This window comes from Citrobacter sp. GW821-FHT02E08 (assembly GCF_059421685.1).
Genome location: NZ_JBWKVL010000019.1, coordinates 47,478 through 64,884, shown reverse-complemented (window position 1 = coordinate 64,884; position 17,407 = coordinate 47,478). Strand labels below are relative to the sequence as shown.

Sequence of the window (17,407 nt, the reverse complement as noted above, 5' to 3'; positions counted from 1 at the left end):
GGGGACGTTAAATGAACAAATGGTCACGCCACCTGCTTGCCGCGGGTGCTCTGGCACTGGGTATGAGCGCAGCTCACGCCAAAGATAACAACACGCTCTATTTCTACAACTGGACCGAGTATGTTCCGCCAGGACTGCTTGAGCAGTTCACCGAAGAGACCGGTATTAAGGTTATCTATTCGACCTATGAGTCGAATGAGACCATGTACGCCAAGCTCAAAACGTACAAAGACGGTGCCTACGACCTGGTGGTTCCTTCCACCTACTACGTCGACAAAATGCGCAAAGAGGGCATGATCCAGAAGATCGACAAGTCGGCGTTAACCAACTTCAACAATCTCGACCCTGAGATGCTCAACAAGCCGTTTGACCCGAACAACGACTACTCTATCCCTTACATTTGGGGTGCCACGGCGATTGGCGTCAACAGTGAGACGATCGACCCGAAAACCGTCACCAGCTGGGCCGACCTGTGGAAGCCGGAGTACAAAGGCAGTCTGTTGCTGACGGATGATGCGCGTGAAGTGTTCCAGGTGGCGCTGCGTAAACTGGGTTATTCAGGTAACACAACCGATCCGAAAGAGATTGAAGCGGCCTACAACGAGCTGAAAAAGCTGATGCCAAACGTGGCGGCGTTTAACTCTGACAACCCGGCTAACCCGTATATGGAAGGCGAAGTGAATCTGGGAATGGTGTGGAACGGCTCTGCCTGGGTTGCGCGTCAGGCCGGTACACCGCTGGAGGTGGTCTGGCCGAAAGAAGGCGGGATCTTCTGGATGGACAGCCTGTCGATTCCGGCAAACGCCAAAAACAAAGAAGGCGCGCTGAAACTGATTAACTTCCTGCTGCGCCCGGATGTCGCGAAACAAGTGGCGGAAACTATCGGTTATCCGACGCCTAACCTGGCGGCCCGTAAACTGTTAAGCCCGGACGTCGCCAACGACAAAACGCTGTACCCTGATGCAGAAACAATCAAAAAAGGGGAATGGCAGAATGACGTCGGTGCGGCCAGCGCCATTTATGAAGAGTATTACCAGAAGCTGAAAGCAGGACGCTAATTCAGCAGGAAGGCCCGATGTCGCAGTGCGAACCGGGCCTTTTATTTTACAAGCCTTTCAACAACTTCTCGACAAACTCCGGCACCACCTGACTCGCCGGGCCGTAATACTTCTCTTCAAATTCGCTGCCGACCTGGCTCGGTTCAAGGTTCAGTTCGATCGTATGTGCGCCGTGCAGTCGCGCTTCATGGACAAAACCCGCCGCCGGATAAACATGCCCCGAGGTGCCAATCGCGATAAAAATATCCGCCATTGCCAGCGCCATGTAGATGTCATCCATCCCCAGCGGCATTTCGCCAAACCACACCACATGCGGGCGCAACGGCGCCGGGAACTGGCAACAGTGACACTTATCGTCGGGGGTGACATCGCCTGTCCACTCCAGGATCTGCCCGCTCTGGGAACAGCGCACCTTCAACAACTCACCATGCATGTGGATAATATTCTCGCTGCCCGCACGCTCATGAAGATTGTCGATATTCTGCGTCACCAGTAAGAAGTTCTCACCGAGGGCTTCTTCCAGTTTTGCCAGTGCAATATGCGCCGCATTCGGCTCAATTTCGGGTTGCTGCAGTTGCTGTCGACGCGCGTTATAAAATGACTGGACCAGTGTAGGGTTGCGCGCAAATCCTTCCGGGGTCGCCACATCTTCCACGCGATGCTCTTCCCAGAGACCATCGGCCGCACGAAACGTACGAATGCCGGATTCTGCTGAGATCCCTGCCCCTGTAAGTACTAATACTCTTGGTTTTTCCATCACTTCCGGCACCACTCTGTCTCTGAAAAAGATCCGTTGACGCAGGCGTTCGCGTAAATGGCGTTTGTTTTTACGAAAACGAGTTAATCGATGACCCCGACGCGACTGCATAACAACCTCTTTTGATTAGTCGGTAAGATGTAAGAAGGCGGCGCCGCGCATTCCCCCCGCATCCCCATGTCGTGCTCGTTCAATACGCGGCACCCGGGCGACGGGCAAGAGATGTTGTGGCAATCGGTCCGCCAACTGCGTTGTTATCGCTGTGAAATTCGATAAACCGCCGCCGATCACGACCAGGTCGGGATCGACAATAGTCAGGATATTGCCCAGACAGACCGCTAATAAATCCAGATAGCGTTCAACGTGGGCTCGCGCCTGAACATCACCCTGCTCCCACAGCGCAATGATTTCAGGAGCCTGCAAAGGTTGATGATAGTAATGCTGATACAGCCATGCAAATCCACGGCCGGAAAGATAGTTTTCGATACAGCCCAGTTGCCCACAACCACAGCGGCGTAATGGGAAGTCAAAACCCATCAGCGTGAGTGCATCCACCGGTAAACGGATATGACCAAATTCACCGGTAATGTAGCTGTGTCCGGCGATCGATTTTCCATTGATGATCAGACCGCCGCCGACACCGGTGCCGAGGATCAGCCCCATCACCAGCGGATACTGCGTAAACTCATCGTCCCAGGCTTCGGAGAGGGCAAAACAGTTGGCGTCGTTATCCAGGCGAACATCACGATCCAGGCGAGCGCTGAGATCGGCACGTAAAGGTTTTCCGCTGGCGGCAGGCACATTGGCGGCGTACAACGTACCGTCCGCCGTCTCAGGCATTCCGGGAATACCGATGCCGACGCTGCCTTTCTCGCCAAATCGCGCATCGGCCTCAGCGACCAAATCACACACGGCATCCAGAAAAGCCTCATAGCTGTCGCGGGGGGTTGGCACACGCTTTTCCCACTGCAAATGCCGTTTGTTATCAAAAACGCCTAACGCAATTTTGGTCCCGCCAATGTCAAACCCGTAATACATCGCCGCTCCTTGTTTCTGTGTACCGCAGTTACTGGCCGCTGAGAACTCTCGCTGGATCGATATTACTGGCGCGCCGCGCCGGATACCAACTGGCTAACAAACTCAGCAACAATGCCGTGACCAGCACGTAAAGGACATCCAGCCAGTGTAATTCGGATGGCAGGAAGTCGATAAAATAGATATCCCCGGACAAGAACTGATGGCCGATAATCGTCTCAATACCTTCGATGATGGGGGTCAGTTGCAATGAAACGACAACACCGATAACCACCCCACACAGGCTGCCAAACAGCCCCGCCAGCAGTCCATACCAGACGAAAATGGCACGAATCAAACCGTCTTTGGCGCCCAGTGTTCTTAATACGGCAATATCGCCACTCTTGTCTTTTACCGCCATCACTAAAGTCGAGACGATATTAAAACAGGCCACGCCGATCACCAGCACCATCGCCAGATACATAATGGCGCGGATCATCTGAATATCGCGGTACATATAGCCGTAAGTCCCAATCCAGCTTTTAATGTAAACATAGCTATTGGTGACTTCGCCCGCGTCACGCACCAGTTTGTTGGCGTTAAAGACATCGTTAACTTTGATCGCAATACCCGAAACACTGGATCCCATCTCCAGATACTGTTGAGCATCGGTCATCGGGATCATCGCGAAACTGTGATCCAGCTGGCCGCTCAGTTGCAAAATCCCCGCAACATGCAGACGCACGCGTTTGGGCTGCATCAGTTTATGATCCGCATTTGAATTTGGGATCATGATCGAAACCCAGTCGCCCTGTTTGACTTTCAGGGCATCTGCCACGCCTTTGCCGATGATAATTTGCTGTTCACCGGCCTTAAAGTTATCCCAGGCATGGTTTTGCACAAACGAGGGAAGCGCGCTCAGTTGCTGTTCCTGTTTAGGATCGACACCTTTCACCTGAATAGCGCGCAGATTAGCGCCGCTCTCCACCAGTCCGGTAAAGTTGATGTAGGGTGCTGCCGCCGCAATGCCCGGCACCTTCTGTACGTTTTCCAGCGCGTCGCGCCAGTTGGTCCACGGCTGATTAACCGCTTCAATTTCACCGTGCGGAACCACTGCCAGAATACGGTTATTCAGCTCACGTTCAAAACCGTTCATCGCGCTTAAACCGACGATCAGCACCGCCACCCCCAGCGCAATGCCGATCGTAGAAATCACAGAGATCAGCGAGACCATTCCGCCACGCCGACGACCACGGCTAAAACGCAGCCCAATCAATAACGATAAAGGCGACGCCATTACTCTGCTCCCATCAGGCTCAATTCCGCCGTCAGGCGACCGTCGCGCATCTCAAGCTGACGGTTCATCCGTTTCGCCAGTTGCAGGTCGTGGGTGACGACCAAAAATGCGGTGCCCTGTGAACGATTCAACTCGCCCAAAAGCTGGAAAATACTGTCGGCGTTACGCGCATCCAGGTTCCCCGTGGGTTCATCCGCCAGTACCAGCCGCGGGTTGTTGACCAGCGCACGCGCAATCGCCACACGCTGGCGCTCGCCGCCGGAAAGCTCAGAAGGACGGTGACTGGCGCGATGATCCAGTCCCACCGCTTTCAGCATTTCACGCGCGCGTTCGCTAATTTCCGCCGGTTTCTTTTTGCCGATCAGCAACGGCATGGCAACGTTTTCCAGCGCACTGAAATCCGGCAGCAAATGGTGGAACTGATAGATAAAGCCGAGTTTTTGATTGCGCAACTCCGCTTTTGCGGTCGAGGAGAGTTTACTCATCGGTTGGCCGCTAAATATCACATCGCCTGAGGTCGGCGTATCCAGTCCGCCCAGCAGATGCAGCAAGGTACTTTTACCCGAACCGGAGCTGCCCACGATCGCCATCATTTCGCCTTCGCCTACGCTAAAACTGACATCATGCAACACGTCGGTTTGCACAGTGCCTTCCTGATAGCGTTTGCACAGGTTGTCGCATTGCAACAGGATCTTATTCATAACGTAAAGCCTCAGCGGGTTGAGTGGCGGCAGCGCGCCAGGAAGGATAAAGCGTAGAAAGCAGTGCGATAGCCATTGCCACCAGCGCGATGACAATAACCTGCAGCGGCTCAATGGCCACAGGCAGCGCGGCGCCGTCCAGGATCGCACCAATCACCGGCATCAGATTATTCAACTGACTGGCAAGTAATGCGCCCAGCGCCGCCCCCAGCAGTGCGCCGATGATACCGGCACTCGCGCCCTGAACCATAAAGACCATCATGATTTGGCGCGGCGTCAGCCCCTGCGTTTGCAAAATAGCCACTTCTCCTTGCTTCTCCATCACCATCAAGCCCAGCGAAGTAATAATGTTGAATGCGGCGACCGCCACGATCAGGCTTAACAACAGCCCCATCATGTTCTTTTCCATTCTTACCGCCTGGAACAGTTCGCCTTTGCGCTCACGCCAGTCCTGCCATTTTGTCCCTGCCGGCAATGTTTGCTGGCTGAGGGTGTCGACTTTCAGCGGTTCGTTCAGCCACAAACGCCAGCCGGTGATATTCCCTGCCGGATAGCGCATCAAACGCGAGGCATCCTGAATATTGACCAGCATCTGGTAGCCATCGACCTCGCTATTCGCCGCGAACGTGCCAATCACCGTAAATAAGCGCTGGCTTGGCAGCCGTCCCATCGGGGTAAACTGGCTGGCGGAAGGCACCATCACGCGAATTTGATCGCCGCGATTCACCCCCAACTGCCCGGCGAGCTGTTCGCCAAGGATGACATTATACTTGCCCGCTTCGAGGGAGGTTTGCTTCACATTGACCAGATACGGCGTTAGCGGATCTTTTTGCGCCGGATCGATACCCAGCATGACCCCAACCGCCACACTGCGCGCACTTTGCAGGACGACATCGCCTGTCGTCAGAGGCGCAATACGATTCACGCCGTTTAAGGCAACGGCTTTTTCCGGTAACTGCTGAGGATTAAGGGAACCCTGCTCAGACGAGAGAATTGCCTGAGGCATCAGGCCAAGAATATTGTTTTGCAGTTCACGTTCAAAACCGTTCATGACCGACAATACCGTCACCAGCGCCATCACCCCAAGGGTAATGCCAATGGTGGAGAGCCAGGAGACAAAGCGACCGAAGCGATCTGCTGCACGCCCACGCATGTAGCGCAGGCCGATGAATAGAGCGACAGGTTGATACATGAAATCCGTCTGGTTGCGGTTAGCAAAGTCACGAGTATATAAGCGAAAGCGGAATGGGTAAATGACTGAACCGCAAGTGTTCGTCAGTGTTATTCCTAAAAGTATCCACAAATCAACTTACTAAAGTGACCCACTCCGCGCCCTCATCCTGACCTGATCTTTATCTTAAAAATATAAAAAGCAGATTGTTACGCATTACAGCAACGCGCATGACCCGCAGGATCGTAGGCTACGTCGAACACTACGGGCAGGCCGTTTTTATGAAACAAAAAGAATTATGGATTAACCAAATCAAAGGGTTATGTATTTGTCTGGTGGTAGTCTATCACTCGGTAATCACCTTCTACCCTCACCTCACCACCTTCCAGCATCCCTTTTCGCAGGTGCTGTCTAAATGTTGGATCTATTTCAATCTCTACCTTGCGCCGTTTCGTATGCCCGTTTTTTTCTTTATTTCGGGGTATTTGATCCGCCGCTATATTGATGCGGTCCCCTGGAAGGCGTGCGTGGAAAAACGCATCTGGAGTATTCTGTGGGTCCTCGCGCTGTGGGGTGTAGTGCAATGGCTGGCATTAACCTCGCTCAATCACTGGCTGGCGCCTGACCGGGATATCAGCAGTAGCGCAAATGCAGCCTACGCCACCAGCGTAAACGCGTTTCTGCACGGGATGCTCACCGCCAGTACCAGCCTGTGGTATCTGTATGCGCTGATGGTCTATTTTGTCCTGTGTAAACTCTTCACCCGCTGGGCAAAACCGCTGTTTGCCGTCTTTGTCGTACTGAGCGTCACTATCAATTTTCTCCCGACACCGTGGTGGGGGATGAACAGCGTTATCCGCAATCTCCCCTGGTACAGCCTCGGTGCCTGGTTTGGCGGGTCGCTCATGACGGGCATAAAACAGACGCCGCTACGGCGTCATCCTGTTGCCATGCTGACCCTCGCGGTAGTGGCTGTTGCCGCATGGCTGGCAAACATCGCATTGCTTCTTTCATTTGTTTCAATCGTACTGATCATGAAAACGTTTTATCAGTTCGAGCAGCGTTACGGCATGCGTTCTTCCGGTCTGCTCAACATCATTGGCTCTAACACCATTGCTATCTACACCACCCACCGTATTCTGGTTGAAGCGTTCAGCTTAACCCTGACGCCCAAACTGAATCAGGCGTCATGGTCGCCTCAGATTGAGTTCGCGCTGTTGCTGGTCTATCCCTTCCTCAGTCTGCTGCTTTGTACTCTGGCGGGACTTGCCGTGCGCACTGTATCGCAGAAGGTCTTCGCCGATCTCTTCTTTTCTCCCCCTTCCCGCCAGGCCGTCACGAGCCCGTCCGCGTAAGTTTTTCGCCCCTGTACGGGGGCGAATCATTTGCTAATGAGTGTTGATCAAGGATAATAAAGAGCATTGCTTATCAGTCATATGCCCCCATAGTGTGGTGTATACCCAAAAGAGATCCTGACAACCGAATGCCTGAACAACAACGTTATACTCTGCCGACGAAAGCCGGCGATCAGCGCCAGTTGGGTGAGCTTACCGGTGCTGCTTGCGCCACACAGGTCGCGGAGATTGCCGAGCGTCACACGGGCCCCATCGTGCTCATTGCGCCGGATATGCAGAATGCCCTGCGTCTGCATGATGAAATTAGCCAGTTCACCGACCAGATGGTGATGAATCTGGCAGACTGGGAAACGCTCCCCTACGACAGTTTTTCGCCGCACCAGGAGATCATCTCCTCGCGTCTCTCCACGCTGTATCAGCTCCCGTCGATGCAACGTGGCGTATTGATCGTGCCGGTCAATACCCTGATGCAGCGCGTCTGCCCGCACAATTATCTGCATGGTCACGCGCTGGTGATGAAAAAGGGCCAGCAGTTGTCGCGCGATGCCTTACGCGCGCAACTGGAGAGCGCCGGGTATCGTCATGTCGATCAGGTTATGGAACACGGAGAATACGCCACCCGCGGCGCGTTACTGGATCTGTTCCCGATGGGCAGCGAGCAGCCTTACCGACTCGATTTCTTTGATGATGAGATCGACAGCCTGCGTCTGTTCGACACCGACACCCAACGCACGCTGGAAGAAGTTGCGGCGATTAACCTGCTACCTGCGCACGAATTCCCGACGGACAAAGCGGCCATTGAGTTGTTCCGTAGCCAGTGGCGCGACACCTTTGAGGTGAAACGCGACCCTGAACATATTTATCAGCAGGTCAGCAAAGGCACGTTACCGGCGGGAATCGAATACTGGCAGCCGCTGTTTTTCAGCGAGCCGCTGCCGCCGTTGTTTAGTTACTTTCCGGCGAATACGCTACTGGTGAACACCGGGAACCTGGAAAACAGCGCCGAGCGCTTCCAGGCCGATACCCTGTCACGTTTCGAAAATCGCGGCGTTGACCCCATGCGCCCGCTTTTACCGCCGGAATCGCTCTGGCTACGCGTTGATGAACTCTTTTCCGAGCTTAAACGTTGGCCCCGAGTACAACTCAAAACCGAACATCTGCCGGAAAAAGCCGCCAATACCAATCTGGGTTTCCAGAAACTTCCCGACCTGGCGGTGCAGGCGCAGCACAAAGCCCCGCTGGATGCCCTACGTAAGTTCCTGGAAGCCTTTACTGGTCCGGTCATTTTCTCCGTAGAAAGCGAAGGTCGCCGGGAAGCCCTCGGTGAACTGCTTGCCCGCATCAAGGTAGCGCCTAAGCGAATTTTACGTCTGGATGAAGCGAGCGATTCAGGTCGCTACCTGATGATTGGCGCGGCGGAACATGGATTTGTCGACACCCAGCGTAATCTGGCGCTGATCTGCGAAAGCGATCTGCTCGGTGAGCGCGTCGCGCGGCGTCGCCAGGATACCCGCCGGACTATCAACCCGGATACGCTGATCCGCAACCTGGCGGAGTTGCATCCGGGTCAGCCTGTCGTCCACCTTGAGCATGGCGTCGGTCGCTATGCCGGTATGACCACGCTGGAAGCTGGCGGCATCACCGCTGAATATCTGATGCTCACCTACGCCAATGACGCCAAATTGTATGTTCCGGTGTCGTCGTTGCACCTGATCAGCCGTTACGCAGGCGGTGCGGAAGACAATGCGCCGCTGCATAAACTGGGCGGTGACGCGTGGTCGCGCGCCAGGCAGAAAGCGGCGGAAAAAGTACGCGATGTGGCGGCAGAGTTGCTGGATATTTATGCCCAACGCGCCGCTAAAGAGGGCTTCGCCTTTAAGCACGATCGTGAGCAATACCAGTTATTCTGCGACAGCTTCCCGTTTGAAACCACGCCTGACCAGGCGCAAGCCATCAACGCGGTCCTCAGTGATATGTGCCAGCCGCTGGCGATGGACCGTTTAGTCTGCGGTGATGTCGGTTTTGGTAAAACCGAAGTGGCCATGCGCGCTGCGTTTCTGGCGGTGGAAAACCACAAACAGGTGGCGGTACTGGTCCCCACCACCCTGCTTGCCCAGCAGCATTTCGACAACTTCCGCGATCGCTTTGCCAACTGGCCGGTGCGTATTGAAATGCTCTCTCGCTTCCGTAGCGCCAAAGAGCAGACGCAAATCCTTGAGCAGGTCGCCGAAGGTAAGATCGATATTTTGATCGGCACCCACAAACTGCTGCAAAGCGATGTAAAACTGAAAGATTTAGGCCTGTTGATTGTCGACGAAGAGCACCGTTTTGGTGTCCGTCACAAAGAGCGCATTAAGGCCATGCGCGCCGATGTAGACATTCTGACGCTGACGGCAACGCCGATCCCACGTACGCTGAATATGGCGATGAGCGGTATGCGCGATCTCTCTATCATTGCCACCCCGCCCGCCCGTCGTCTGGCGGTCAAAACCTTTGTCCGTGAATACGACAATCTGGTGGTGCGTGAGGCGATCCTGCGTGAGGTGTTGCGTGGAGGCCAGGTGTATTACCTGTTCAACGATGTGGAAAATATTCAGAAAACGGCGGACCGGCTGGCGGAACTGGTGCCCGAAGCGCGTATCGCGATTGGGCACGGACAGATGCGCGAACGTGAACTGGAACGCGTGATGAATGACTTCCACCATCAGCGCTTTAACGTCCTGGTCTGTACCACGATTATCGAAACCGGGATCGACATTCCCACCGCCAACACCATCATTATCGAACGCGCCGATCACTTCGGTCTGGCGCAATTACACCAGTTGCGTGGCCGTGTTGGTCGCTCGCACCATCAGGCGTATGCCTGGCTGCTGACGCCGCATCCAAAAGCCATGACCACCGATGCGCAAAAACGCCTTGAGGCCATCGCGTCGCTTGAGGATCTGGGGGCGGGCTTCGCGCTGGCAACGCATGATCTCGAAATTCGTGGCGCGGGGGAATTACTCGGCGAAGACCAGAGCGGCTCGATGGAAACCATCGGTTTCTCGCTGTATATGGAACTGCTGGAAAACGCCGTCGATGCACTGAAAGCCGGGCGCGAACCGTCGCTGGAAGACCTTACCAGCCAACAGACAGAAGTCGAACTGCGTATGCCGTCGCTGTTGCCGGATGATTTTATCCCGGATGTGAACACCCGTCTCTCGTTCTACAAGCGTATCGCCAGTGCGAAAAGCGAAAACGAACTGGAAGAGATAAAAGTCGAACTGATCGACCGCTTTGGGCTGTTGCCTGATCCCGCCCGCACGCTGCTGGAGATTGCCCGTCTGCGCCAGCAGGCGCAAAAACTCGGCATTAAAAAGCTGGAAGGCAACGAGAAAGGCGGCATCATCGAGTTCGCTGAGAAAAACCACGTCAACCCGGTCTGGCTTATCGGTCTGTTGCAGAAACAACCGCAGCACTTCCGTCTGGACGGGCCAACCCGACTGAAATTTATTCAGGAACTGGGTGAACGTAAAACCCGCATCGAATGGGTACGTCAGTTCATGCGACAACTGGAAGAAAACGCCGTCGCGTAATCACTGTGCCGGGAGAGGTCAGTCTTCACCCGGCTCAGGATTTACAAACTCTTTGCATTTCCCTGCACTTCCCGACATAGCCAGCCGTCATAATCCCCGTTTACGTTATCGCAACAATAACCCTGTGATTTACATGGATTTATAGTGATGAGATTACACATGCGTTTTTCTCGGTGGCTGGCATTTTGTGCCCTCGCCGCGACCGTGGCGGTTGCGCTGCCTGCCAAAGCGAACACCTGGCCACTGCCTCCGGCGGGCAGCAAACTGGTGGGCGAAAACAAATATCACGTCGTTGAAAACAACGGCGGCTCGCTGGAATCGATCGCAAAGAAATACAATGTCGGTTTTCTGGCGCTGTTACAGGCCAACCCGGGCGTTGACCCTTATGTTCCGCGCGCGGGCAGCGTACTGACTATTCCGTTGCAAACCCTCCTGCCAGACGCGCCGCGCGAAGGGATCGTTATCAACCTGGCGGAATTACGTCTGTACTATTACCCGCCGGGGAAAAACGTGGTCACCGTCTACCCGATCGGTATCGGTCAGTTAGGCGGCGATACGCTGACGCCAACGATGGTGACAACCATCTCTGACAAACGCGCCAATCCTACCTGGACTCCGACGGCGAATATTCGCGCCCGTTACAAAGCGCAAGGGGTTGACCTCCCTGCCGTGGTCCCTGCCGGACCGGATAATCCTATGGGGCATCATGCGATTCGCTTAGCTGCCTACGGCGGGGTTTATCTGCTGCATGGCACCAATGCCGATTTTGGTATCGGCATGCGCGTCAGCTCAGGGTGTATTCGCTTACGTGACGGTGATATTGAGACATTATTCCGCCAGGTCACGCCTGGGACAAAAGTGAATATCATCAATACGCCAATCAAAGCCTCTGTAGAACCGGGAGGTGTGCGTCTGGTGGAAGTGCATCAGCCGTTGTCGAAGAATCTGAACGATGACCCGCAGGTATTGCCCATCAACCTGAACAGCGCCATGCAGGCATTTAAAGCCTCAGCGCAGACCGATGCGGCGGTCATGGAACATGTTATGGAAGTGCGTTCCGGTATGCCGGTGGATGTCACCCGCCATCAGGATGCCACACCACAGGCGATGTAGAGACTCAGCATATAAAAAACCCCGCAAACATCGCGGGGTTTTTTGTGGCAATTAAACAGGCATTGATGAGGGAGTCATGCTTATTTGTAAATAACCGCCGTTCCGTGAAGAGTGTTAGGACCGGTAACGGAAGTAATACGGAAGGATTTCGCCCCCATCTCATCCGCTTTCTGCGCCAGTTGATCTTCCAGAGAACCCAGGTTAGTCCCTGCATTCGCAGAGATGGTGCCCACTTTTTGTTGACCGGCAGGCGTAGCCTGAACTTCAACGGCCGCAAAGCTGGCAAATGAAAGTGAGCTCAGAACAGCGGCAGCGATAAGGGTTTTTACGTTTTTCATGATAGTGACCTGTAGCAGATGAATGATGTCGTTAGAATTAACTTAACGATCGATAGGTAAATCATAGATGTGATCCAGGTCACACGTCAATGTATTTTTATAATGGTCGTTAGTTTAATTATAAATGCCTTATTTTTCAGCGCCGTAAGATTAATTTATTTTTATCCTTAATCCGCTGGAGACTGAGCGGGTTTATTTTTATAATGGTTGTTCAATAAACCTAACCTGGTACAACGGCACCATGACAACTACCCCAACAAGTTGCGCAAAAAAAAGCCGTGGCCGACCAAAAGTGTTCGACAGGGAAGCCGCGCTTGATAAGGCCATGACACTCTTCTGGCAACATGGCTATGAAGCGACATCGCTCTCCGACCTCGTAGAAGCAACCGGGGCGAAAGCGCCGACGCTGTATGCGGAATTTACCAACAAAGAAGGGTTATTTCGCGCCGTGCTGGATCGCTACATTAGCCGTTTTGCGGCAAAGCACGAGGCACAGCTCTTCTGCGAAGAAAAAAGTGTTGAATCGGCACTCGAAGATTACTTCACTGCCGTTGCGACCTGCTTCACCAGTAAAGAGACCCCCGCCGGATGCTTTATGATTAACACCTCCGCGACACTGGCAGCCTCTTCTCGTGATATTGCGCATACGGTCAAATCACGCCATGCGATGCAGGAACAGACACTGACCCAATTTCTGCGTCAACGACAAGAGCGCGGCGAAATTCCAGCGCACTGTGATCCGCAGAGTCTGGCGGAGTATCTGAACTGTATATTGCAGGGGATGTCGATAAGCGCCCGCGAAGGCGCAACCTTCGAGAAGCTGATGTTGATCACCCACACCACGCTAAAACTGTGGCCTGAGCTGCTGAAATAGTCTGTCGGGCCTGGGCGTATCGTGATGCCGATAGAGTATCGGACTCACTCGCCCGCTCCTGATAGTCATCGCAGACATAAAAAAGCCCCTCAGCCTGAGCGAATGAGGGGCAAGTGTGCAGAGTAGAGCTATTTTTACGCTTTGTTAGTCAAAATGAGCTGGCCGTTGTTATCCAGAGGGATCTGCGCACCTGGATCTTTATCCATGCGAATCTTGCCCTGCTGGTCGCCAATTTTATAAGTGACATCATAACCCAGCATCTTTTCAGACTTGTCATACACCGTTTTGCAACGCTGCTGGGTTGAGGTGTAGGTGTCATTGTTCTGCATTGAGCCCTGGATCTGGTTGCCGGCATAACCGCCGCCCAGCGCACCCACGACCGTGGCCACATCTTTACCGCGACCACCGCCAAACTGATGACCAATAACCCCACCGGCAACCGCGCCAAGTACAGAACCGGCGATACGGTTTTCATCCTGGACGGGTTTACGGTGCGTGACCGTGACGTTATGGCACTCCTGACGCGGAGTTTTAACCGTTTCCTTAATCGGTGTTGCAGAAACAACCTGAGCATACTGCGGGCCACGCTCTAAGACATTAAGACCGGCGACAGCCGCAACGCCCAGCGCAGCCGCTACGCCAATCCCGATACCCGCCAACATTGATTTATTCACGGGAACTCCTCCTTTTTTGCTATTAGTAACAATTTTGCAACGGGTGGGGAAGTAAGCAAATCAGACAACGGATGAAAAGTAGGGGTTTGAGTGGCGAAACAGGAGGATTCGGAGTACTCCGAAGCGCATAACAAGGACTGGCGGGATAACGCCGTTAGTTTAAAACCGAGATATCCGGGGCGACCACCGGGTTTGGCGTCCCTCCGGGAACCCAATCCCGGTGTTTCCCCTCAGTCATTAGCTTAAATGGCCGGTGTTAACTGATGGGAGGATTTTCTGTAAAAAACTCACCGGCACGAATGGCCGGTGAGTAAAGAGTTTATTAATGCAGTTTCAGACGTGGGCGAATCACACGGTTAATGCTGCCAACCAGCATCATCAACCCGGTTTTGAAGTAGCCGTGCAACGCAATCTGGTGCATACGGTACAGCGAAACATAAACGAAGCGGGCGATACGCCCTTCCACCATCATTGATCCGCGCGTCAGATTCCCCATCAGACTCCCCACGGTAGAGAAGTTGGAGAGAGACACCAGAGAGCCGTGATCTTTATACTGGTACGCCTTCAGCGGTTTGCCGTTCATCTGCGCCAGGATATTGTTCATCGCGCAGGTTGCCATCTGGTGTGCCGCCTGAGCACGCGGCGGTACAAAGCCCCCTTCCGGACGCGCACAGGACGCACAGTCGCCAATGGCATATACGTCAGGGTCGCGGGAGGTTTGCAGGGTCGGTTCCACCACCAGTTGATTGATACGGTTGGTTTCCAGACCGCCGATATCTTTCATAAAATCTGGCGCTTTAATACCTGCCGCCCACACCATCAGATCGGCTTCGATATATTCGCCATCTTTGGTGTGAAGCCCGCCGACATCAGCACTGGTCACCATTGTCTGCGTCAACACACGAACACCCAGCTTGGTCAATTCGCTATGCGCTGCGCCAGAAATACGCGGCGGCAATGCTGGCAGAATACGTTCACCGGCTTCAACCAGCGTCACATTCAGCGCTTCGTTGGTCAGCCCTTTGTAACCGTAACTGTGCAGTTGTTTCACTGCATTATGCAGTTCTGCCGAGAGCTCAACGCCCGTTGCGCCCCCGCCCACAATGGCGATGTTAACCTTACCGTTCGCCCCCAGGTTAGCGGAGTATTTCAAAAACAGGTTCAACATTTCGTGATGGAAACGGCGCGCCTGATGTGGGTTATCGAGGAAAATGCAGTGCTCTTTCACGCCTGGCGTATTGAAATCATTGGAGGTACTTCCCAGCGCCATCACCAGCGTGTCATAGGCAATTTTACGCTCCGGCACCAACAGCTCCCCTTTTTCATCGCGCAGTTCGGCAATGGTTATCGTTTTTGCTTCACGATCGATATCCATCACTGATCCAAGCTGAAACTGGAAGCCATGATTGCGCGCATGCGCCAGGTAGCTCAGCGCATCCACACCTTCATCCAGCGAACCGGTCGCCACTTCGTGCAACAGCGGTTTCCACAAATGGCTGTGGTTTCTGTCCACCAGCGTGATTTTCGCTTTTTTCTTGCGACCCAGTTTTTTGCCCAACTGCGTCGCCATTTCCAGCCCGCCAGCACCACCGCCGACAATCACGATTTTTTTCAATGGTGTAGTCAAGGTGACCCCCTTAAATTTATTAACCAATTGTTAATTAAACGTTATAGGCATAGCCTTTAATTAACAACAAGTTACGACAATGAAAAGCGACTTCGAGAGTGAGAATAACACGAACGGTGCATTGGTCATACCAAAATTGATGTGCATCAAGTTTTCTCGCTGAAAAGTTAGACAACACTGGCAATATGCATAAAAAAACCAGCCCGAAGGCTGGTCTTACAAAACAGTCTGACCCTGTTAACCCAGGGTCTTAAAGGCTTTAATTCGCTGCAAATGAGACGAGATATTCTTGAACTTATGGGTTTGCTCCTCATCCCACACAATTTCGTAGAAATGGTGCAACTCTTCTGACGAACGTTGGCTGTTCAAGGCTTCATCATGGCGAGAAAGGATCACCAGGCAACGATCGCGGTTCTTTTCCCGAAAGTTGGTAACGCACTTGGTGGCGATATCGGCGTACTCTTCCGGACGGTCGATTTTGCCTTCCATGTTCTCATAAGGGAACAGATTCGGATTAAACACCACCTGGCGAATGTCACAGAGAAAACCGATTCGTTCCGCCCAGTAGCCGCCAAGACCCACACCACAAATCAACGGGCGTTCGTCCACGTTGAGCTGCAACATTTTGTCCACTTCTTTCAGCAGATGCTGCATATCATGTTTAGGATGCCTCGTGCTGTAGCTGATCAGCCTGACATCCGGGTCAATAAATTGCAGTTGCAGCACTTTCTCGTGGTTACCCGGACTGTTAGAGTCAAAACCGTGTAAATAGATAATCATCGCATCCTCACCAAAACCCGACTCCCCTGACGGGAGTGTTATTGACCTGCTTTCTCTTCCTGCCAGCGTTCATGCAGTTGGATAAGCTGGGCGCTGACGGTTTTCCAGCGCTCAGAATCCATGAGTTCCTGGCGCGAAAATGAACCTTTATGATACAAACGTGTAACACGTTCTGCATTGATCGGCGACAGATTATCTAACACGCTGACCGCACCTTTACGATTATTGCAGACCAGGATCATATCGCAACCTGCATCCAGTGAAGCCTGACCACGTTCTGCGTAGCTGCCCATAATCGCCGCGCCTTCCATCGACAAATCGTCAGAGAAAATCACGCCGTCAAACCCCAGCTCACCGCGCAGTACTGTTTTCAGCCAGTGCGCAGAACCGCTCGCCGGACGCGGATCCACATCGCTGTAAATCACATGCGCAGGCATAATGGCGTCGAGCTTGTTCCCGGTGATCAACGCCTGGAAAACAGACATGTCTTTGGCGCGGATTTCCGCTTGTGGACGCGGGTCGCGAGGCGTTTCTTTGTGTGAGTCCGCCGTAACCGCCCCGTGGCCCGGGAAGTGTTTGCCAGTGGTTTTCATGCCCGCGGCATGCATACCGTCAATGAAGCGCGTGGCCATGATCAGCGCTTTTTGCGGATCGGCATGATAAGAACGCTCGCCAATGGCCGCGCTGATATGCCCGACATCAAGAACCGGCGCAAAGCTGATATCGATATCCATGGCGATCATTTCACTGGCCATCAGCCAGCCCGCCTCCTGAGCCAGCTTTCCGCCCTCTTCCAGCCCCTTCAGCGCAGCAAAAGATTGCGCGGCCGGTAAGCGAGTAAAGCCTTCGCGAAAACGTTGTACGCGTCCGCCTTCCTGATCGACCGCCACCACCAGATGATTACGCGACGCCGCCCGAATTTGGCGTACCAGTTCACGCAACTGCTCCGGATCATGGTAATTACGGGTGAAGAGAATGAGACCGCCTACCTGCGGATGCGCCAGAATCTCGCGCTCTTCGGCATCCAGTTCAAATCCTTCAACATCCAACATTACTGGGCCCACACTGCTCTC

General features: G+C 53.7%; 15 protein-coding genes. 5 read left to right on the top strand and 10 right to left on the bottom strand.

Annotated features, from left to right (window positions below):
- The first annotated feature begins 11 nt into the window (after window positions 1–11).
- Window positions 12–1,058 (top strand): spermidine/putrescine ABC transporter substrate-binding protein PotD, encoded by a 1,047-nt coding sequence (gene potD, locus AC07UY_RS19740; RefSeq protein ID WP_494660476.1) that lies wholly within the window; start codon window positions 12–14, stop codon window positions 1,056–1,058.
- A gap of 46 nt (window positions 1,059–1,104) precedes the next feature.
- Here the strand turns inward: potD and cobB are convergent, their stop codons facing one another.
- From cobB to lolC, 5 genes are read right to left on the bottom strand one after another with little or no spacing between them, the layout of a single operon-like run.
- Window positions 1,105–1,926 carry a Sir2 family NAD+-dependent deacetylase gene (gene cobB / locus AC07UY_RS19735; protein WP_494660475.1) on the bottom strand — a complete coding sequence of 274 codons (822 nt, stop codon included), beginning with the start codon at window positions 1,924–1,926 and terminating at the stop codon, window positions 1,105–1,107.
- A 15-nt stretch (window positions 1,927–1,941) separates the two neighbouring features.
- On the bottom strand, window positions 1,942–2,853 hold the full coding sequence (gene nagK / locus AC07UY_RS19730) for an N-acetylglucosamine kinase (RefSeq protein ID WP_494660474.1): 912 nt from the start codon (window positions 2,851–2,853) through the stop codon (window positions 1,942–1,944).
- A 28-nt stretch (window positions 2,854–2,881) separates the two neighbouring features.
- A complete protein-coding gene (lolE, locus tag AC07UY_RS19725) occupies window positions 2,882–4,126 on the bottom strand; it encodes a lipoprotein-releasing ABC transporter permease subunit LolE (RefSeq protein WP_203360934.1) in 1,245 nt (414 codons plus the stop codon).
- Window positions 4,126–4,827 (bottom strand): lipoprotein-releasing ABC transporter ATP-binding protein LolD, encoded by a 702-nt coding sequence (gene lolD, locus AC07UY_RS19720; RefSeq protein WP_301697352.1) that lies wholly within the window; start codon window positions 4,825–4,827, stop codon window positions 4,126–4,128. The genes lolE and lolD overlap by 1 nt, the downstream gene beginning before the upstream one ends.
- Complete coding sequence (gene lolC / locus AC07UY_RS19715; protein ID WP_301697353.1) at window positions 4,820–6,019, bottom strand: lipoprotein-releasing ABC transporter permease subunit LolC; 1,200 nt, start codon at window positions 6,017–6,019, stop codon at window positions 4,820–4,822. Before lolC ends, lolD begins: the two co-directional genes overlap by 8 nt.
- Window positions 6,020–6,279: 260 nt before the next feature.
- On the opposite strand from lolC, the gene AC07UY_RS19710 reads away from it, so the two are divergent.
- The 3 genes from AC07UY_RS19710 (at window position 6,280) to ldtC (ending at window position 12,041) form a co-directional block, all read left to right on the top strand.
- Complete coding sequence (locus AC07UY_RS19710) at window positions 6,280–7,353, top strand: acyltransferase family protein (RefSeq protein ID WP_494660473.1); 1,074 nt, start codon at window positions 6,280–6,282, stop codon at window positions 7,351–7,353.
- A gap of 128 nt (window positions 7,354–7,481) precedes the next feature.
- On the top strand, window positions 7,482–10,928 hold the full coding sequence (gene mfd, locus AC07UY_RS19705; protein WP_494701799.1) for a transcription-repair coupling factor: 3,447 nt from the start codon (window positions 7,482–7,484) through the stop codon (window positions 10,926–10,928).
- Between the two features lie 147 nt (window positions 10,929–11,075).
- Complete coding sequence (gene ldtC / locus AC07UY_RS19700) at window positions 11,076–12,041, top strand: L,D-transpeptidase LdtC (RefSeq protein ID WP_494701806.1); 966 nt, start codon at window positions 11,076–11,078, stop codon at window positions 12,039–12,041.
- A gap of 80 nt (window positions 12,042–12,121) precedes the next feature.
- On the opposite strand, the gene bhsA is transcribed toward ldtC, so the two are convergent.
- Window positions 12,122–12,379, bottom strand: a complete 258-nt coding sequence (gene bhsA / locus AC07UY_RS19695; RefSeq protein ID WP_192612485.1) for a multiple stress resistance protein BhsA — start codon at window positions 12,377–12,379, stop codon at window positions 12,122–12,124.
- Window positions 12,380–12,620: 241 nt separating this feature from the next.
- Between bhsA and comR the strand changes: the two genes are divergently transcribed.
- Window positions 12,621–13,253, top strand: coding sequence for a TetR family copper-responsive transcriptional repressor ComR (comR, locus tag AC07UY_RS19690; RefSeq protein ID WP_494701798.1), 633 nt, complete (start codon window positions 12,621–12,623; stop codon window positions 13,251–13,253).
- Between the two features lie 134 nt (window positions 13,254–13,387).
- On the opposite strand, the gene AC07UY_RS19685 is transcribed toward comR, so the two are convergent.
- The 4 genes from AC07UY_RS19685 to nagZ form a co-directional block, all read right to left on the bottom strand.
- Window positions 13,388–13,927, bottom strand: a complete 540-nt coding sequence (locus AC07UY_RS19685; protein ID WP_192612487.1) for a glycine zipper 2TM domain-containing protein — start codon at window positions 13,925–13,927, stop codon at window positions 13,388–13,390.
- Window positions 13,928–14,249: 322 nt separating this feature from the next.
- Window positions 14,250–15,554: an NADH-quinone dehydrogenase gene (gene ndh / locus AC07UY_RS19680; protein WP_494701797.1), complete on the bottom strand. Its 1,305-nt coding sequence runs from the start codon at window positions 15,552–15,554 to the stop codon at window positions 14,250–14,252.
- A gap of 237 nt (window positions 15,555–15,791) precedes the next feature.
- Window positions 15,792–16,334, bottom strand: coding sequence for an alpha/beta hydrolase YcfP (ycfP, locus tag AC07UY_RS19675; RefSeq protein WP_192612489.1), 543 nt, complete (start codon window positions 16,332–16,334; stop codon window positions 15,792–15,794).
- 38 nt (window positions 16,335–16,372) lie between these two features.
- On the bottom strand, window positions 16,373–17,398 hold the full coding sequence (nagZ, locus tag AC07UY_RS19670; RefSeq protein ID WP_494660470.1) for a beta-N-acetylhexosaminidase: 1,026 nt from the start codon (window positions 17,396–17,398) through the stop codon (window positions 16,373–16,375).
- Window positions 17,399–17,407: the final 9 nt, after the last annotated feature.